The following is a 17,115-nucleotide window of genomic DNA, read 5'->3' as shown; positions in this document are numbered from 1 at the left end:
TTATTGGTATATAAAGATGAAGATAATGCTATTCAGAATGTAGACTTAACAGTCTTATTACAGAATAGTAATGTGTTCCAAGAATTCTTGAAAAACTTTGTTAGCTCAGTAAGTGTAGACCAAACGATTACAACAATTGTAGCAGAAGAAGTAGCAGGAAAACGCACAGGAAACTACGATTACTTTAACGAGGATCGTGCTGCAGCTGGATATGCACCAATGCGTATTTCAGTAGTTAGCGATGTACAGAACAACTTTGAAGAGATTATCAACAAGAAAGAGGTACAAGAGATCTTAAATAAATATGTAACTGAGAATATAGAAGGAAACGTTACTTATGAAGGCGGTAAGTTCTATGTGACAGTAAAAGAAGGAGATGTTTATAAGACAGAAGAGATCAACATTAATGATCTAGTGAAGTTTGCAGAGACAGAAACTACTTTAGTTGCTCAGAAAGACGGCGATGGTAAGTTAACAGGAAAGTATACTTATACGAATGAGAAGAATGTAGTTACAGAGATTGATGTTGTACAATCAGTTATAGATAATAGCAAAACGATATTTGAGGATAACTCAATCATCAAAGAGATTATCAATCAGATAGAAAAAGAAGCAGGACCTGGTACAGTAACAGTAGTAGAGAAAGACGGCGACTTTATCTTTAATTGGAAGGATGCAACAGGAAAAGAACACAGTACAACTATTAAAGAACTAGTATCTAAGTTTGAAACCTTAACCTCATTGACAGGGTCAAATGATGGAGATAAAGCTTTGTTGGTATATAAAGATGAAGACAATGCTATTCAGAATGTAGATTTAACAGTCTTATTACAAAATAGTAATGTGTTCCAAGAATTCTTGAAAAACTTTGTAAGCTCGGTAAGTGTAGATCAAACGATTACCACAATTGTAGCAGAAGAAGTAGCAGGAAAGCGAACAGGAAACTACGATTACTTTAACGAGGATCGCGCTACAGCAGGATATGCACCAATGCGTATTTCAGTAGTTAGTGATGTACAGAATAATTTTGAAGAGATTATCAACAAGAAAGAAGTACAAGATATCTTAAATAAATATGTAACAGAGAACATTGAAGGGAATGTAACTTATGAGGGCGGTAAGTTCTATGTTACAGTAAAAGAAGGCGATGTTTATAAAACGGAAGAGATCAATATTAATGATTTAGTGAAGTTTGCAGAGACAGAAACTACTTTAGTTGCTCAGAAAGATGGCGATGGTAAGTTAACAGGAAAGTATACTTATACGAATGAGAAGAATGTAGTTACAGAGATTGATGTAATTCAGTCAGTTATAGATAATAGCAAAACGATATTTGAGGATAACTCAATTATCAAAGAGATTATCAATCAGATAGAGAAAGAAGCAGGACCTGGTACAGTAACGGTGGTGGAGAAAGACGGTGACTTTATCTTTAATTGGAAGGACAAAGATAATAAGCCAGTAGAAAAGAGTCTTAAAGAACTAATTAAAGAGAATTCAATTATAGCAAACTTAGTTACTAGAGATAACGGTAATAAAGGTAATGTTAAGGCTGGATTTGTATTTAAAGACGGTACTAATAATGCAGAGGTTGTTTTTGCTGAGACATTGACTGAGCTTGAGAAAGGTTATAGTAAACATGTTGTTGGTACAGAAGATATAGAGCTTAAAGAATATTACTTTATAGATGAGAGAGAGGAAAGAGATGATGTTGTCATTAAAGTTTCAGAAACTATCATTGATGAGTTTGATAAATTAGTTAAGTTCGATAATGTCAAGAATACTTTAAACACTTTTATTTCTAATGCTGCAGGAGATGTATCTGTTGTAAAAGTAGGTGAGGATATAATTATCAAAAGTAAAGGTGGTTTGGAAGTTAATTTATCTGACGAAATTAGAAATAAACAAACAGTAACAACTTTAGAATCTGTCAAGTATCCTGTTTATGTTTATCTAGACACTAATGCTAATAAGCAAATCGAGAGCGAAGTTAAATTCACAGATGAAGAGCTATTAGCTAAAGGATATTCTTATTTAGGTAAGGATTATATGGCTACTAAATATGTTTATACAAATGAGAAAGATGAGCAAAAAGAGATCAAAGGAAGCGATTTGTTTGGTGGAGGATCTGAAGATGGAAACAATACTATTGAGACATTAACTTCTTTATCTTTTGATGATAAGTATGGTGAAGATGCAGCTAATGGTATAGTGGCTAGACCTGCTTTAGTTTATGAAGATGAGAAGAAAAATTCAACACCAATATTTATTGATCAATTATTCCAATCATCAGAGACAATTACTAGTTTAAAAGCAGATGATACAAAAAGAGCGTTAGTCTATAAAAATGAGGAAGAGAAGGAAAGCTATATTTCTTATGATGGAATTGTACAAGAACCTTGGTATACTGGAAATGATGTACAAGCAACTAAGAATAACCAAGATATCTATACAATGGGATGGGTTGGAATTGGTTATAAAGAGAAATCAGGTGCTCCTAATGAGAGATTACGTGTAAATGGAAGTATTACTGCAACAAATAGTTACTATGCTGATTATGTATTTGAAAGTTACTTTGATGGGTATTCTTCATTGAAATATGATTATAAGTTTAATAACTTAAGTTCTGTTGATAGCTATATTAAGTCAAATAGACACTTACCTGGTATTACGCCAATTAGTGAACTTGAAAAAACAGAAACAGGCTATTCTTTTAATGTTTCAGAATTGTCAATTCAGTTGTTAGAAAAAACAGAAGAATTATTCTTACACGTAATTGAACAACAAAAAGAGTTAAATGCAAAAGATGGCGAGATTCTTGATTTAAGAAAAGATGTTAATGATTTAACTAAGCGATTAGAGGCTTTAGAGGCATTATTGAAGTAATAAAATATTAATCAAATATTATGTTGATGAATAATAAAGGTTTAAATAAAGTATCAATTCATTCAATTGTTCTATTGATTGTAGCTATGTTTTTCAACATAGCTACATCCTTAGGACAAGGAAATATGAATATGACTAAGATAAAAGATGGAACGGTAGCTAACAGTGAAGTTACAGCATCTAGTACATCAATTTTAGAATTGGAAAGTTCTAATAAAGGATTCTTGTTACCAAGGTTGACAAATGCTCAACGTGATGCTATTAGTATAGCTGATAAAGAAAGAGGCAATGGGCTGTCTATTTATAATATTGATACAGATTGTATTAATTATTGGAGTAAAGTAAGTAGTAGATGGTTGAGTTTATGTGGTACATTACCACCAGCTATTGTCAATGTTACTAACTGTGAGAATATTTACTTAAGTTCTTTACATGGAAGTAATACCCTTAAGCAAGGTGAGTATTTGAGAGATACAGATATTCTATACATTACAGTACAGGTAAGAGAGTCTGGAACGTATAATATTAGTGCAAATACTGATAATGGTTACTCATTCTCAAGGTCGGGTACTTTTAATTCTGCGGGTATTTATACTTTAGCACTAGAAGGGCTAGGTACACCCTTAAGTAGTAATGAGGATATAGGAGATTTAGTATCTTTTACTATTAATGGTGTGAAATCTGGATTATGTAATAATTTTAGAATAAAGGTGTTGTCTTCTGCTATAGAATTCTCAATTCTTGATCAGAATATAGAAGCAAGTTGGAAGGCATATATAGGTGTTCCATTAACAGCATCTAGAAATACTGTAAAAGTAAAAGTAAATGTAGTTAATACTGGATATTGGCAAATGTCAAGTAGTCCATCTTCTATAAACGGTATGTCTTTTAGTGGTTCAGGACAATTTATTACCACTGGAGATCAAGAAATAGAATTAGTAGGACAAGGAGTCCCAATTAAAGAGACAGAGGTAGGCAAACCTAATGTATTTACATTTAGAACCAATTCAACTAAGGGTGATAACCCTACTATTAAATTAAGCGTTTATGTATTGCCAGTTAGTTTTGAAATGGTTTGTAATGATCCTTCGTACCCTGTGGAATTTAGAGGTGAATATAAAGAAGATACTAAGTTAACTAATAATAACGCAATATTATTACCTATTAAGGTGAACGCACCAGGTGTTGTATCTGAGATAGCATTAAAAGGGAAGTTAATAGGAGATAATTTTTCTAGAGACATAAGATATGTGGCTAAAAATGTCACTTTAACATTTAACGCGAGTCGAGATAATATACAATATATTACTCTTTATCCCGAAGGAGATATCACAATAGATAAAGGTGTTACATCAATAGAGTTTAATGGAATTTCTCCAAATACTGTAAATTGGTGTGCTACTGGTTTCCCGAAGATTGAAGTAGATGTACAGAAGATTCGTTATAGTGTTCTTTGTAATTCTGTTAGAGTTAATGGTAATTATCATACTGAAATAGATTTAACAGGAGATAATTATATTGAAATGACTGTAAATGTTGATTATCCAGGTGTATATAATATATCAACCAATGAAGTAAATGGAGTCAAATTTGTAGCCAATGGAACTTTTAGTGGTAACGGACAACAGACTATTAAGTTATTTGCTCAAGGAAAGTATCACACAGGTGGATTCATTAATTATACAATTACAACAGATAGTTCTGTTGGAAGTAATGTTTGTTCTGCAACTGTAAGTGTTAGAGAACGTGAAATAGTTATCTTAACCCTAGGTAATGTAAATTATGGAGCGAGTCCTTCAGGGAATGCTTATGCTGGAAGTGCTATACTAAAGAGTACTAAGAATTTTGGATCAAATGGTATAGTTAAAGTTAGCAATATTAGAATTTTAAACACAGGTCTTCAAGGAGAATCTCTACGTACTTACCTAAATAGTAATAAAGTAGATATTATACATAATGTAATTGGGTATAACGCAAATAATGCAACATTAAATGTATTTAAGGATTTTGTTGAAAAAGATAAGGGTGTTTTAATTATTAGTGATGAGAATACAGCCCATACATCAACAAAACAATTCATTGAAATGTTAACAGGTCAAAGTGTGGGGGCTGCAAATGGTAGATATACTATGGTGAATCCTGTTTTGAGTTCTGCAAATAATGAATCAATTATCAAAGGACCTTTCGGGAATTTAAGTGGTAAACTTATCGGGAATGATGCAAGTAATGGTTGGTATTATGAAGGTGTAAATAGCAATAACCAATTAACACCTTTAATTTCAAAAGAAGGTAGTTCTAGTGAAGTTTGGGGATTGAAGCATAAAACTTTAGGGTTTGCTTATTTTGGAGATGGAGGTTGGCCAGTTGGAACAACTAATAATACAAGTACTAATGTGTGGCCTTCAAGATATTTAGCCGATGGTACTCCTATTGCTAAACCATATTGGCAAGGAACAGAAGTTTATAATAGTGTACTATATGCTAACCTTATGGCTTGGGCAATAGATTATGTTAAACAACATAAACCAATAAGATAATTAAAAACCAGATTAGGAGATATTCTAATCTGGTTTTATAAAATAAAGTTTATGATTATAAATGATTCATATAAAAAGAGTCTTAAGTATTTTTTGAAGTTTGCATTCTTTCTACTGTTTTCAGTGGTAGTACAAGCTCAAAGTACCAATACTACTAAAGGGACTCAAGTATCGGATGGTACAGTACTAAGTACGGTTCACAATCCTTTAACGTTTAGTATTCTAGATTTAAGTTCTGTTGAAAGAGGTTTTTTATTGCCTCGTATGTCAACTGAAGAAAGATCAGCAATATCTATTGCTGATATAAAACCAGGTTTAATGGTTTATAATACAACTATTGATTGTATTGAGTTTTATAGTGCAAGTCACCAGTTGTGGCTAAGTTTATGTGGAGATGAAAAGGCTCCTGCTGAACTTGAAATTTCTAATGCTAATTGTAACAATATTACTATTTCTGGAAATTATGCAGAAGGGGTTTTTTTAAATCCAAGAGCAAATATTATTAATTTGCAAGTAAGTGTATCTGTGCCAGGTACATATCAGATAGAAGCAGAAGCTTATAATGGAAATACTAAGAATGGTTATTCTTTTACAACAAATGGAAGTTTCCCTGCAGCTGGTATCTATAATGTAACCTTACGTGGTAGCGGTACACCTATTAAAGGGTATCTGCGCAATACATCTGGAGAACAGATAGAAAAAGGAGATAATATTAGATTTGTTTTAAATGGAAAAGAATCTAGTTGTATCGCATATAATTTTGTAGAGAGTAAGGCTTTAAAATACGATTTTACTATTAATCAAAACCTTGCCAACAAGGTATATAAAGGTGTAAGTATAGAAGGACGTAATGATATTCTAGAGGCTGTAGTTACCAATATTACTATGCCAGGAAGAATAGAAATCAGTAGCGTATCTGACAATGGTATGCTATTTAGTGGATCATATGTACTAACACCTACTGATGTAAAAAATAGAACAACTACAATTAAGTTAGTAGCCAAAGGTACTGCTTATGTTCCTATGGTGACACCAATGCAGTTTAGATCTAATTCTTATGTTGATTATAGCCAAGGAGAACGTGAAGTTGTAGTTAATAAAGATGTCACAGTAGAGAATGTTAAGTTAGAATTTATTTGTAATAATAATATTTATCCTTTTCAAGTTAAAGGTGATTGGGAAGTAAATAAACCATTTACAGTTAATCATAATTTATTGGTACCTATTCGTGTATTAGCACCAGGAAAGGCAAAAGTTGTAGCAAGAACTTCTAATCAAGGAACTACAATAGTTTTTGCTTCAGATATAGAAGATTTTAGTTTTGATACAGGTACTACAGGCCAGATTAGATATTTAAAATTGAATTATAAATCTGGAATTCCATTAAAAAGTGGGGTGACTAATTTAGATATTCAATTAGAAAGTCAAGGACCAGCTGAGTATGGAGATACATATCCAAACTATAATATAGTTGAAAAATCTCTATGTACTTATCCAGTTAATGTAAAAGGAGAAGCTAAGTTTGATTTTTCTAGAAATACCAATTTAAGATTTGAAGGTAACCTAAAATATTCAAGTGTTTCTTTCTTTACACCGCGTACAGATATTGATAATAAAGGAAATAGAAATAATTTCAGATTATTATTAACTACAAATGTTTTAGAGATGGGTGAGTATGATTTTGCTACACAGGAGATTAACGGAATTACTTTTACTGCGAAAGGGTCTATCTCTAATGTTGGTACACAAACAATCGTATTATATCCAAATGGAAAATCTGGATCAGATATGCCAACACAAAAGTATAATCTTTCTAATTTTGGATTAAACACAGGGTTGAACGTAAATGTTGATTTTGTTTATCGTCAAATGACAATGTATTCTATTGGTAATGAAGGTTGGCACCCTGGAGGTCTTACTGGAGGATGGGGTGGAGGCCCTTACTTAGTGAGAAATAAGGATAATTTTGGTTGGAATGGTGTAGTAAGGATTGCTGATCTTAAAATTTTGTTACTGAGAAATGATAATGATACTCAGAATACAGATACCCATATGAGCAATAGTGGGATGGCTGGAACATTTAGTACTAATATTTCTCAAGCAGATATGGTGTTTATTGGTGCTAGAAGTGCAGGAGGTAATATTGTAAAACAACCAGCCCAAATGAGTACGTTAAGAGACTTTGTTGTGAATAAAAAAGGAGCACTAGTATATGGAGAGGGAATAGCTAATCATATGACTGATTTTATGAATAGTTTAGGTACAGGGTCGGGATCTTCTAGTAGTATTTCTGGAACACAGCATAATCAAGCTAATAGAATTGTTTCAAGTTTAAGTACAAAGAATAGGTTGGTTTTAGGAGAGAGTAATAAATATTTCGGACAAGCTTATGGCAGTTTACCACTTAGTGGTAAGTTACTTGGAGGGCAAACAACAGGAAGTGAATTTTTCATAAATAGCTTACCTTATCAATATGAAATAATTGCTCAGGGTAATGGAGTGAGTTCAGGTAATAATAATGTTTTTGCTTTTGTTCATAGAGATTTAGGTTTTGTAGGAGTAAATAGTTCTAACTTTATGGGAGGATATAATAGAGGAACATCGGGAGGAAATAATAATTATCCTACAGGATCTTATTTAGGAAAACCAGTAACAACAAAATTTACTGGTGGTGATGTTTATAACTCTTGGTTTTTATTAAACTTAGTGCATTGGGCGATTGATTATGTTCAAGAAAACAAAGATCAATAACTGCGAGTAAAAGATTAATTTAAATATATAAAAAGCCTATGGTATAGACCATAGGCTTTTTTTTTATATCTAATATACTTGTGCATTTCTAGAGGTATAGTAGAGATATGCGTGCTGAAATAGCCCTGTTAGGCTACTAAACTTCAAGGATTCTGCATAAAATACCCAACAAAAGCATAGTCGAGTTAGATTATTTCATTGTATAAATATTGCTTTAATTTATCGCATTAAATACTTTATTCTGAGTGAGATAATAACTAAACTTGTATTGTAAAATACAGTATTATGGATTTGTTTAGTGATTATAGTCAGGCATTTACTACTATTCTTCCTTATGATGGAGAAGTAGAGTATTATGGTATTGTTTTGAATAGAGAAGATAGCGATTATTACTATAGGCAACTATTGTCTGATATAGAATGGCAAAATGATCAAGCTGTTATATTTGGCAAAAAAGTAACAACGAAGCGTAAAGTAGCTTGGTATGGGGATATTCCATTTAGTTATACCTATTCAAATATTACCAAGACTGCGCTAGCTTGGACAGAAGATTTAATCATATTAAAGAAGTTAATTGAAGAGAAAACAGGAGAGACTTATAATTCTTGCTTACTTAACTTATATCACTCAGGTGAAGAGGGAATGGCTTGGCACAGTGATGGAGAGAAAGATTTAAAGAAGCATGGAGCGATTGCTTCTGTGAGCTTTGGAGCCGTGCGCAAGTTTGCTTTTAAACATAAGGAGAACGGAGTGAAGATAGACGTAATCTTGGATCACGGTAGTCTACTCGTGATGAAGGGAACAACACAAGAGAATTGGCTGCACAGACTTCCTCCAACTAAAGTAGTGCATACTCCGCGTATTAATCTTACATTTAGAACCATTGAAATCAAAGAATAAATAATAAATGAGAACGAAGTCTTTTAGCGCATTATCTAATGTCAAGCAGTTAAAGTTATGGCATACTTTAGAACCACTTATCACAAAAAAGATCTTAGAGAATAAAGAAATGTTGATTAGTGAAGGTACTGTTGCTAATCAGATTGTATGGATAAAGCGGGGAGTATTGCGTTCTTATTTTCTAACAGAAGAAGGGGAGGAGCGTACGTACTGTATTACGTTTGATGAGAGTATGATGACAGCGATGACTTCTTTTATCTCAGGTCAACCAACTAAAGAAAATATTCAGTCTATAGGTACGACATCTATCTATACATTGCCTAAGGCAGAAGTAGATAGACTATGTGACAATAATATACAGTGGACAATGTTCTTTAAACAACTATTAGAAGAACAGTTTATGGAACTTGAAGAGAAGCTATTGGATATTCAAAGGTTGGATGCGAAGACTAGATATATCAAACTACTTAATAGATACCCTCATTATATTCAACAAATACAAGGTATTTACCTCGCTTCCTTTTTAAACATTAGTACGCGACATTTAAGTAGGATACGAAAAGAAGTTGTTTTATAGACCTATGTCCTCTTAGTTGTAAAGAGAAGTACAGATCTTTGTACTTTTAATTAAACCGATTGTTGATATGAACATAGATAAGCAACTATTAAAGGTATTACAAGCTAGCGCATGGACTAAAATACCTTATGAATCACTTCTAGAGACTAATCCTCAACAGATACGCATAGAAGAAAATAACTTAATGAAAGAGGAAGGTGTACTAGAAGTACCTGATACAATCGAAGTTTTTAATAAGGAGATTGAGCGTGTAGGTAAGTCGGAGTCTTTATCTCTAAGAATTTACAAACCTAAAGTAGCAGATAATCTACCTGTAGTACTATTCTTTCACGGTGGTGCTTTTATCTTCGGCTCTCCTGATCAGTATGATTTTCAGATGTATCCCTTAGTAGAGGAGGCTAATGTTATCGCAGTATCAGTAGATTATAGATTAGCACCAGAACATCCTTATCCTGCAGCTTTAGAGGATGCTGTATTAGCCTTACAATGGGGATCTAAAGAAGCCCAATCAATAGGAGGGAATAGTGATAATATTACGCTTATGGGAAGTAGTGCAGGTGGAGCTATAGCGCTGTCTTTACTTCATCTGAATAGAGATCTTTATCACATTCCTATTCGTGGAGCATTTGTAATGTATCCTCCGACGTCAGATAAATTAAATACCCTGTCAATGAAGACTTACGCGAATGCCCCAATGCAAACGTATAAAAGTGCTCGTTATATGTGGAAACACTATTTGTCTAGAACAAGTGATAAATGGACTGAGTATGCCGTACCGAATCAAATGATTGACTTTTGGTTACTACCTAAGATCACGCTTATCTTAGCAGAGTGCGATCCATTAATAGATGAAGCGAAGCAGTACGCCGATTTAGTTCTAGCTCGTGGTGGAGAAGTTGACATTTGGGAAATAAAAGGAGCTGTACATACATTTGATTTTTTTGATTGTGAATTAACAACTAATTTTACTAGAGAGAAGATAGCCTATTTTAAGAAGTTACATCTGATGTAATTAACTACGTATACCCATTCTAATAATGAATATAGATATTTTAAAAAAGCACATAGAGAAGTTTATCGGAGTACAAGAAGAGATGGATACTATAATTTCTTACTTTGATGTTCTTCACATCAAGAAAAAGGAGTGTATTCAGGAGTCAGGTATGTTATGTGATAAGATGTTCTTTGTTTTAAAAGGATGCCTTAGGAGTTATTATATAAAGACTAATGGAGGAGAACAAACAACAGACTTCGCTATAGAGAATTGGTGGATTACGGATAATAAAGCATTTGAGCAGCAGAGTACTAGTGGCTTTTCTATTCAGGCAGTTGAGGCTACAGAAGTCTTAGTGATAACAGCAAAACAGTTTGCTTTATTGGTAGAGGAACATCCTATAATGGAGAAGTATTTTAGATGCGTGTTTCAGCGAGCGTATGCAGCAGCGCAGTATAGACTCAAGTATTTATATGAGTTTAGTAGAGAAGAGTTATACTTTCACTTTGAGGAATCATTTCCTAATTTTGTACAGCGTATACCACAGTATTTAATGGCATCTTATTTAGGTTTTAGCCCTGAGTATTTAAGTGAAATAAAGAAGAAGAGGTTTTCTTAAACCGGTTTAAGTTTATTGGAATAAGCAAGCTGTAATTTTGTCATAAGAAAATAATCAAATTATGACAAATAGAAAAACAATCAATAGTGTTGAGCCTAAGGCTTATGAAGGGATGTTAATGTTAGAAAAGTACTTAAATGAGTCTTTATTAACCCCAATTCACAAAGAATTTATTAAGATCAGAGCATCACAATTAAACGGATGTGGATACTGTCTAGATATGCACTGTCAAGATGCATTAAAATATGGCGAGTCAGCTAGAAGACTACTGGCATTAGCAGCTTGGCGTGAAACAGAACTCTATACTGTGGAAGAACGAGTAATCTTAGAGATGACAGAAGCTGTAACTTTAATTCATCAAGGTGGAATTAGTGATGAGTTATATACTAAGGCACAAGAGTTGTTTGATGAGAAGTATCTCGCTCAACTAATTATGGCGATGGTCATTATCAATGCTTGGAACCGAATAGGAGTGGCAACTCATCTTAAAGCAAAATAATAACAAAAGCAGAATAGAGATATTCTGCTTTTGTTATTTAGTAAGCAGTTTAACCTTAAACTACGGTATTAAGGCGATTGTACGGGTTATATATTGCTGAGTTTTTTTGAAGCCCCTAGATAATACATGAAAATATTGAGGTATGTGGTTGATTAATAGGTTATTGTTTGTGTTTTTTTGAAGAGTGAAAATTTTCTAAATAATTATGAATAATTGTTGAATTATTTTTAATTTTAGTAATAGCCTAATTAGAATAGGTTAGGTAGTAGAAGATTTCATATCTATTATCGCAAAAAGGTAATGCCTAATTTATTAATGCTTTAAAGCTAAGGAATACGTTTAAACAGAACTAAGTGATGTAAAACAGAATTTAGTGGTAATAAACAGTCGTCCAAGATTTAAGGTTAATACTATATTACTATGATAAAAGATTATTTAAATAAATTAGTAGGTATTCGCTTAAAAGGCAGAAAGAAAGAATTAGTACTTGGTATAGTACTTGCTTATAATGATAAATGGTTATTGACGAAGTGTAATTCATTAGACTACATTATCGATGGATATGAGCTAATAGCTGTTGATAAAATATCTACAATAGAACGTGGAGAGAATATTGCATTTATAGAAGAAGTACTAAAAGCAAAGCACGTAGATTTTTATAATAGCCCTATAGTTCTAAGGGATAATATATTTGATACTTTAAGAACTATAGGTAATAAGTATGGTGCTTTTGGGCTAGAGTTTAAGGAAGAGGACTGTGTCTATGTAGGAAAGTATATGGATAGCGATGATAATGAGTATTTCGCATTTGAAGAGCTATCTGCTAACGGAGAATGGTTTGATGAGATAGAGGAGTTTAAGATATCGAAAGTCTATAAGATAGACTTTGATAATGATTATGTTGAATCCCTGTTGTTATATACCAATAGGAAATTAAGTGAATAGATTTAAGGAGATTAGAATTTTTTAATATTAGTTCTTGACTAGAATTGCATAATTATTGCTGTGTTTAATGAAACAAAGAATATTAATACCAATTTTAAAAGATTTATTATGAGAAAAGTTTTAAGTTATTTATCAGCTTTTATGTTAAGCCTATTTTTATTAGGCTGTAGTTCAGATGATAATTATACTGACGTGTCTAATTTAGTAGGTGGATATACCATGGTTAATGCATATGAAAGTGAGGGAGCAGTGGTCTTCGCAGCAGATGGACGACCTATACAGAATCTTTACTATCCATTGCCTTATCAGATGGTAGGGTATGTTAACCTTTGGGAAGGTACACGTCTTCTAACAGTGCACGGTGCACATTCTAACAAAGTACTAGCGAATAAAACAAAGAAGATAGAGAATAAACAGTTCTATACTTCATTTATTGGAGGTAATGAGAAGAAGGCCGTTAATTTTATCACTGAAGATAAAATGGCTAAGGTAAACCCATTTAATGAGGCGAAACAATCAGGAGTACGTTTCTTTAACCTTAGTTCTGATGAAGTGATTGCTACAGTGGAGTTTAACGAGAAACCTTTAATCAAAGAATTCGTAATGCGTCCTCAAGATAGTGAAGAAACTGTACTGAGAAGCCAAGAGTTTAGAGCATTAGACTCTAATACGTATAAGATTACGATTAAAGATAAAGATGGTAAAGAATTAGTGTCTAAAGAGAATGTGAAGCTTGATGCGTCTCGCTTTTATTCAATCATCTTGATAGGATCTAAAGATAGTAGTGAGAAACCATACTATATCGGAGTCGTAAATCAAGCAGTTAGATAAGTAAAAAATAATAATAGTACTGAATCCTTTAAAGCCTTAGGGCTTTAAAGGATTTTTTTTTGATACATAATATAGTGTAGTGCTTCAGAAGTACTATTTAATACAATATCTTTACTACTGTATTCTCTCATAGTAATCTTAACATTAGGAATGGGAATACAGTAATAGTATTTAAAATGACACCTTAATATGTTTACAAACGACCAAATAATAGTTAGTGACCTGCCAACAGTCAATAGTGTTAACTATCAGCACTTACACGAGAAATATAACTATGTAGTAGGTATCCGATTAGTGATTATCTCTGTTATACTTATCGCCTTATTTTTTAGTCCTTATGTTTTACAGGTTATTACGAATGAACTTCCTATTGATAGTACTTTACTTCTATTAGTAGGTATTGTTGGGGTAGTTTTAGCAATATTAATAAGTGTGGTTACTTGGATCGGAATTGGTAAGAAGGGATATGCATTAAGAGAACAGGATATCATCTATAAGACAGGCTTAATCAGTAGAAGTCAGACTGTCATACCATTTAATCGTGTACAGCACGTAGGTGTATATGAAAGTGCTTTATTGAGAGTCTTTAATTTGTGTACAGTAGAGTTCTTTACTGCTGGAGGGGCATTAGGGGATTTAAAGATCTCAGGTATCTCTAAAGAAGAAGGTGAGCGTCTTAAGGCATACGTCATACAGAAGATAATTACCCATAAAGAAGAGACAGTAATACCATCAGTGGAACAACTTGTAGAACAGATAAAAGAGGTGGTAGATGAACAATAGTTTTTATACACCTACTCGCCAAGCGACTATCGGTATAGTAGCCAATTTTTTAAACACTTCACAGAAGTTAGTGAGAGGATTTGCACCTTTGTTGTTGATTATTTTTGTCAACAAGAAGATGGATATATCTGTTAGTATTTGGGGAATGGTACTATTAGGTTGTGTGATTGCTATGGCAATTGCTTATTTAAGTTATAGAAATTTCTTGTTCTATATCGATGAGCAGACTAATTCTTTTGTCATTCAGAAGGGGATCATAAACAAATCAAAAGTTACTATTCAACTAGATAAGATACAGCAGGTCAACCTTAATCAGAATTTTATTAATAGATTAATTAACGTGTATTCTGTAGAGATAGACTCAGCAGGTAGCAAGGATAAAGAGGCAACTATTCCTTCTATGGCATTAGAAGATGCTAATATTCTGAAGCAAATCTTATTAGATTATAAAAAGGAGTTCTCTAACATAAATGTGAGTCAGGATGATGGAATTCCTGTACTAGAGAATGAACAAATACAGGAGGCTAATAGAATTAGTTTTTCTACTTTACTAAAAGTAGGGGTTACATCTAACTATCTGTATACACTAGGAGCTATAATGCTGTTCTTTAATATGCTTTATGAGTCATTAGCAAAAAGCTTCTCTGTAGAGAACTATGTTAACACAGAGGAAGTGACTGCATATGTAGAGAGGGGAGTACCTGCTTTAGTATTGTTTTGGTTGATTCTTCTAATTGTAATAACTGTTTTGATTGTCAATATAGTAAGGACATTTCTTAAGTTTTGGGACTTCAAGGCTGTATTATCAAGAGGAACATTAATGTTATCCCAAGGACTTATTTCTACTCGTAATACGATTATTAGACCTGAACGAGTACAGAAAATAGAGGTGGAGCAAAACTATTTTCAGAAGTTATTTGATATCTGTGCCTTGAAAATTAGCCAAGTAGCAGGAGAGGATAATGAGAATAAGAAATCGGGATTACAGATACCTGGATGTTCTTTTGAGGAGAAAGAAGCCTTGTTGAGCTTATTAATGGCACCTCAGAAAGCGGACTATCACACAGTGTTAAAGTATAATTATAGATACTTCGGCTTTAGACTTTTTCTATTGATAGGAATACCTGTATTTACCTTCACTTTTATATTCAGAACCGAGTTCGCACTAAATATGTTTCTTCTTATCACTTGTAGTTATACGATAGTGATGACATTAGTCTTGTACAGACTTTACAGAGTAGGTAGGTTATATGTGAATGATTCGTTCATAGTAGTACGTAAGGGAGTATGGGATGTATCTTACACCTATTTAGAGCCTCATAAGATACAAAAGATAGTATTGTCTCAACTATGGTGGCAAGAGTCAGCAGATGTAGGTAGTATGCGTATCTATACAGCAGGAGGTATAGTCAGTTTTAGCACTACGCAGTATAGTGAATTAGTTCGTCTAAGAGATGAATGGTTATACCGAGTAGAATCAACTAATCTTCAGTGGATGTAAAGCAACATTAAGAGTAAAAGAGAAGAGTATATAAATAAAAATTAGGAACTATATAGTAGAGCGAATTTCTACTGTATAGTTCCTAATCTTGTTATCAGTAAAGACTTATTCGTCTTCCTGTACTTTTTTAAGTGCTCTATTCAGTGTACGAGTAGTAATCCCTAAGTAGGACGCCATATCTTCTTTAGAGATATGTACCTGTTCTTTTTCTTGTAGCTCAAGTAGTTTCTCTAGTGCGTATTCTACAGTATATAACTGTTGAAACGATGCTCTTTCACTTGTGTGATATACTCTTAATGCTTCTACTTCAAGTAGTGTATTATTAAATGTAATATCTGTCTTTAGCAAATGTTCAAATACAGAAAGAGGTATAATATAGGCATTTACAGGAGTGATTGCTTCTACTGAACATAGGCAGTTTTTCTTACCAATGTATTCTATCTCGCCCATTATCTCACCGGTACTTAAGAACTCTGGGATGTATTCTTTCCCATTTTCTTCAGTGATAAAACATTTAGTGATACCCTCCTTGATGACGATAACCTTAGTAACAGGATCGCCTTGATGAAGTAGCATCTCTTTTGGTTTATAAGGGTGCAATAAGATTTTATCATTGAACACATCTGTTTGTGCTAATGATTCTATATAGGATAGGAAGTCAATATTTATTCTTAACATTTTTTTATAGCCTTAGGGACAAATGTCCTATGTGGATTATGCAATATTAGTGATTTTTGCAGTATCAAAATTAAGTATTAAAACTTATAAACCTAAATGATTTAAGGAGTTTTATATTAAGATTAAGAAGAATACTGTGCTGGTGTCTTCTTTAATTAAATTTGATAAGTTTTTTTCAATTATATTTCAAAGTGATAAGTGTTTTTTTAAACAAAAACGGGAGAGTAAGGTAAGTGGTACTCTCCCGTTTTTTGTCTTTTTGTTTCAGATTTAGATCTGTGAATAAATGTAATCTGATATAGTATTGACCGGTTTTATAATCTATGTAAGGGAGTATCAGAGACCTAAAAGACAAGTTTATTACTTCTTAAAGAAGAGTGTTATTATATTTTAGATAATAAATACGTGTGTTAAGTGTGTTTAAATTATAACGGGAGAGTAAGATCAGTCTTACTCTCCTGTTTTTTTATACCTTAAATCTGCAGAGAACATTTAAACGGATCAATCTCAAAAGTTGTGTTTATGCATAAAGTTTAGTCAATCTGTATAAGAAGAAGTCAATATCTCTTACTCCTCTAAATTGAGCCCTGAATGCTTTAATTTTGGCATTAAAT

Annotated in this window: 13 protein-coding genes and 1 pseudogene; 12 read left to right on the top strand and 2 right to left on the bottom strand. The window is 32.8% G+C overall.

Annotated features, from left to right (window positions below; all coding sequences use genetic code 11):
* The 12 genes from CF599_RS19590 to CF599_RS18245 form a co-directional block, all read left to right on the top strand.
* Positions 1-2,886 (top strand): hypothetical protein (locus CF599_RS19590; RefSeq protein WP_158221796.1); only part of this gene is annotated, 2,886 nt, incomplete at its 5' end.
* Positions 2,887-2,912: 26 nt separating this feature from the next.
* A complete protein-coding gene (locus tag CF599_RS18295) occupies positions 2,913-5,423 on the top strand; it encodes a hypothetical protein (RefSeq protein ID WP_121967385.1) in 2,511 nt (836 codons plus the stop codon).
* 51 nt (positions 5,424-5,474) lie between these two features.
* Positions 5,475-8,174: a hypothetical protein gene (locus tag CF599_RS18290; protein WP_121967382.1), complete on the top strand. Its 2,700-nt coding sequence runs from the start codon at positions 5,475-5,477 to the stop codon at positions 8,172-8,174.
* A 285-nt stretch (positions 8,175-8,459) separates the two neighbouring features.
* Entirely contained in the window at positions 8,460-9,074 is a 615-nt protein-coding gene (locus CF599_RS18285; RefSeq protein WP_121967381.1) for an alpha-ketoglutarate-dependent dioxygenase AlkB, read from the top strand.
* A gap of 7 nt (positions 9,075-9,081) precedes the next feature.
* The gene (locus CF599_RS18280; protein WP_121967380.1) at positions 9,082-9,651 is read left to right on the top strand and encodes a Crp/Fnr family transcriptional regulator; all 570 of its coding nucleotides are present in this window, start codon (positions 9,082-9,084) and stop codon (positions 9,649-9,651) included.
* A gap of 67 nt (positions 9,652-9,718) precedes the next feature.
* A complete protein-coding gene (locus CF599_RS18275; protein ID WP_121967379.1) occupies positions 9,719-10,663 on the top strand; it encodes an alpha/beta hydrolase in 945 nt (314 codons plus the stop codon).
* A gap of 25 nt (positions 10,664-10,688) precedes the next feature.
* Entirely contained in the window at positions 10,689-11,264 is a 576-nt protein-coding gene (locus CF599_RS18270) for a Crp/Fnr family transcriptional regulator (RefSeq protein WP_371514488.1), read from the top strand.
* Positions 11,265-11,325: 61 nt separating this feature from the next.
* The gene (locus tag CF599_RS18265) at positions 11,326-11,763 is read left to right on the top strand and encodes a carboxymuconolactone decarboxylase family protein (RefSeq protein WP_121967378.1); all 438 of its coding nucleotides are present in this window, start codon (positions 11,326-11,328) and stop codon (positions 11,761-11,763) included.
* Positions 11,764-12,183: 420 nt separating this feature from the next.
* Positions 12,184-12,708 carry a hypothetical protein gene (locus CF599_RS18260; RefSeq protein WP_121967377.1) on the top strand — a complete coding sequence of 175 codons (525 nt, stop codon included), beginning with the start codon at positions 12,184-12,186 and terminating at the stop codon, positions 12,706-12,708.
* 108 nt (positions 12,709-12,816) lie between these two features.
* A complete protein-coding gene (locus CF599_RS18255; protein ID WP_121967376.1) occupies positions 12,817-13,539 on the top strand; it encodes a DUF4397 domain-containing protein in 723 nt (240 codons plus the stop codon).
* Between the two features lie 189 nt (positions 13,540-13,728).
* Complete coding sequence (locus CF599_RS18250) at positions 13,729-14,322, top strand: PH domain-containing protein (RefSeq protein WP_121967375.1); 594 nt, start codon at positions 13,729-13,731, stop codon at positions 14,320-14,322.
* A complete protein-coding gene (locus tag CF599_RS18245) occupies positions 14,312-15,823 on the top strand; it encodes a PH domain-containing protein (RefSeq protein WP_121967374.1) in 1,512 nt (503 codons plus the stop codon). The genes CF599_RS18250 and CF599_RS18245 overlap by 11 nt, the downstream gene beginning before the upstream one ends.
* Before the next feature lie 105 nt (positions 15,824-15,928).
* Here CF599_RS18245 and CF599_RS18240 read toward each other — a convergent pair whose 3' ends face one another.
* Both CF599_RS18240 and CF599_RS20000 read right to left on the bottom strand, forming a co-directional pair.
* Positions 15,929-16,501, bottom strand: a complete 573-nt coding sequence (locus tag CF599_RS18240) for a Crp/Fnr family transcriptional regulator (RefSeq protein ID WP_121967373.1) — start codon at positions 16,499-16,501, stop codon at positions 15,929-15,931.
* A gap of 520 nt (positions 16,502-17,021) precedes the next feature.
* Positions 17,022-17,115, bottom strand: a pseudogene (locus CF599_RS20000) (transposase); the annotation flags it as partial.

The sequence above is a fragment of the Myroides sp. N17-2 genome (assembly GCF_002286775.1).
Classification (GTDB): domain Bacteria; phylum Bacteroidota; class Bacteroidia; order Flavobacteriales; family Flavobacteriaceae; genus Flavobacterium.
Note: the sequence above shows the minus strand (reverse complement) of the source record. Positions and strands in the feature narration are given on the sequence as shown.

Coding starts and splice junctions, on each gene's coding strand:
- CF599_RS18285 (WP_121967381.1), top strand. CDS start 8,460: ATGGATTTGTTTAGTGATTATAGTCAGGCATTTACTACTATTCTTCCT.
- CF599_RS18250 (WP_121967375.1), top strand. CDS start 13,729: ATGTTTACAAACGACCAAATAATAGTTAGTGACCTGCCAACAGTCAAT.
- CF599_RS18245 (WP_121967374.1), top strand. CDS start 14,312: ATGAACAATAGTTTTTATACACCTACTCGCCAAGCGACTATCGGTATA.
- CF599_RS18265 (WP_121967378.1), top strand. CDS start 11,326: ATGACAAATAGAAAAACAATCAATAGTGTTGAGCCTAAGGCTTATGAA.
- CF599_RS18240 (WP_121967373.1), bottom strand. CDS start 16,501: ATGTTAAGAATAAATATTGACTTCCTATCCTATATAGAATCATTAGCA.
- CF599_RS18295 (WP_121967385.1), top strand. CDS start 2,913: ATGAATAATAAAGGTTTAAATAAAGTATCAATTCATTCAATTGTTCTA.
- CF599_RS18280 (WP_121967380.1), top strand. CDS start 9,082: ATGAGAACGAAGTCTTTTAGCGCATTATCTAATGTCAAGCAGTTAAAG.
- CF599_RS18275 (WP_121967379.1), top strand. CDS start 9,719: ATGAACATAGATAAGCAACTATTAAAGGTATTACAAGCTAGCGCATGG.
- CF599_RS18260 (WP_121967377.1), top strand. CDS start 12,184: ATGATAAAAGATTATTTAAATAAATTAGTAGGTATTCGCTTAAAAGGC.
- CF599_RS18290 (WP_121967382.1), top strand. CDS start 5,475: ATGATTATAAATGATTCATATAAAAAGAGTCTTAAGTATTTTTTGAAG.
- CF599_RS18270 (WP_371514488.1), top strand. CDS start 10,689: ATGAATATAGATATTTTAAAAAAGCACATAGAGAAGTTTATCGGAGTA.
- CF599_RS18255 (WP_121967376.1), top strand. CDS start 12,817: ATGAGAAAAGTTTTAAGTTATTTATCAGCTTTTATGTTAAGCCTATTT.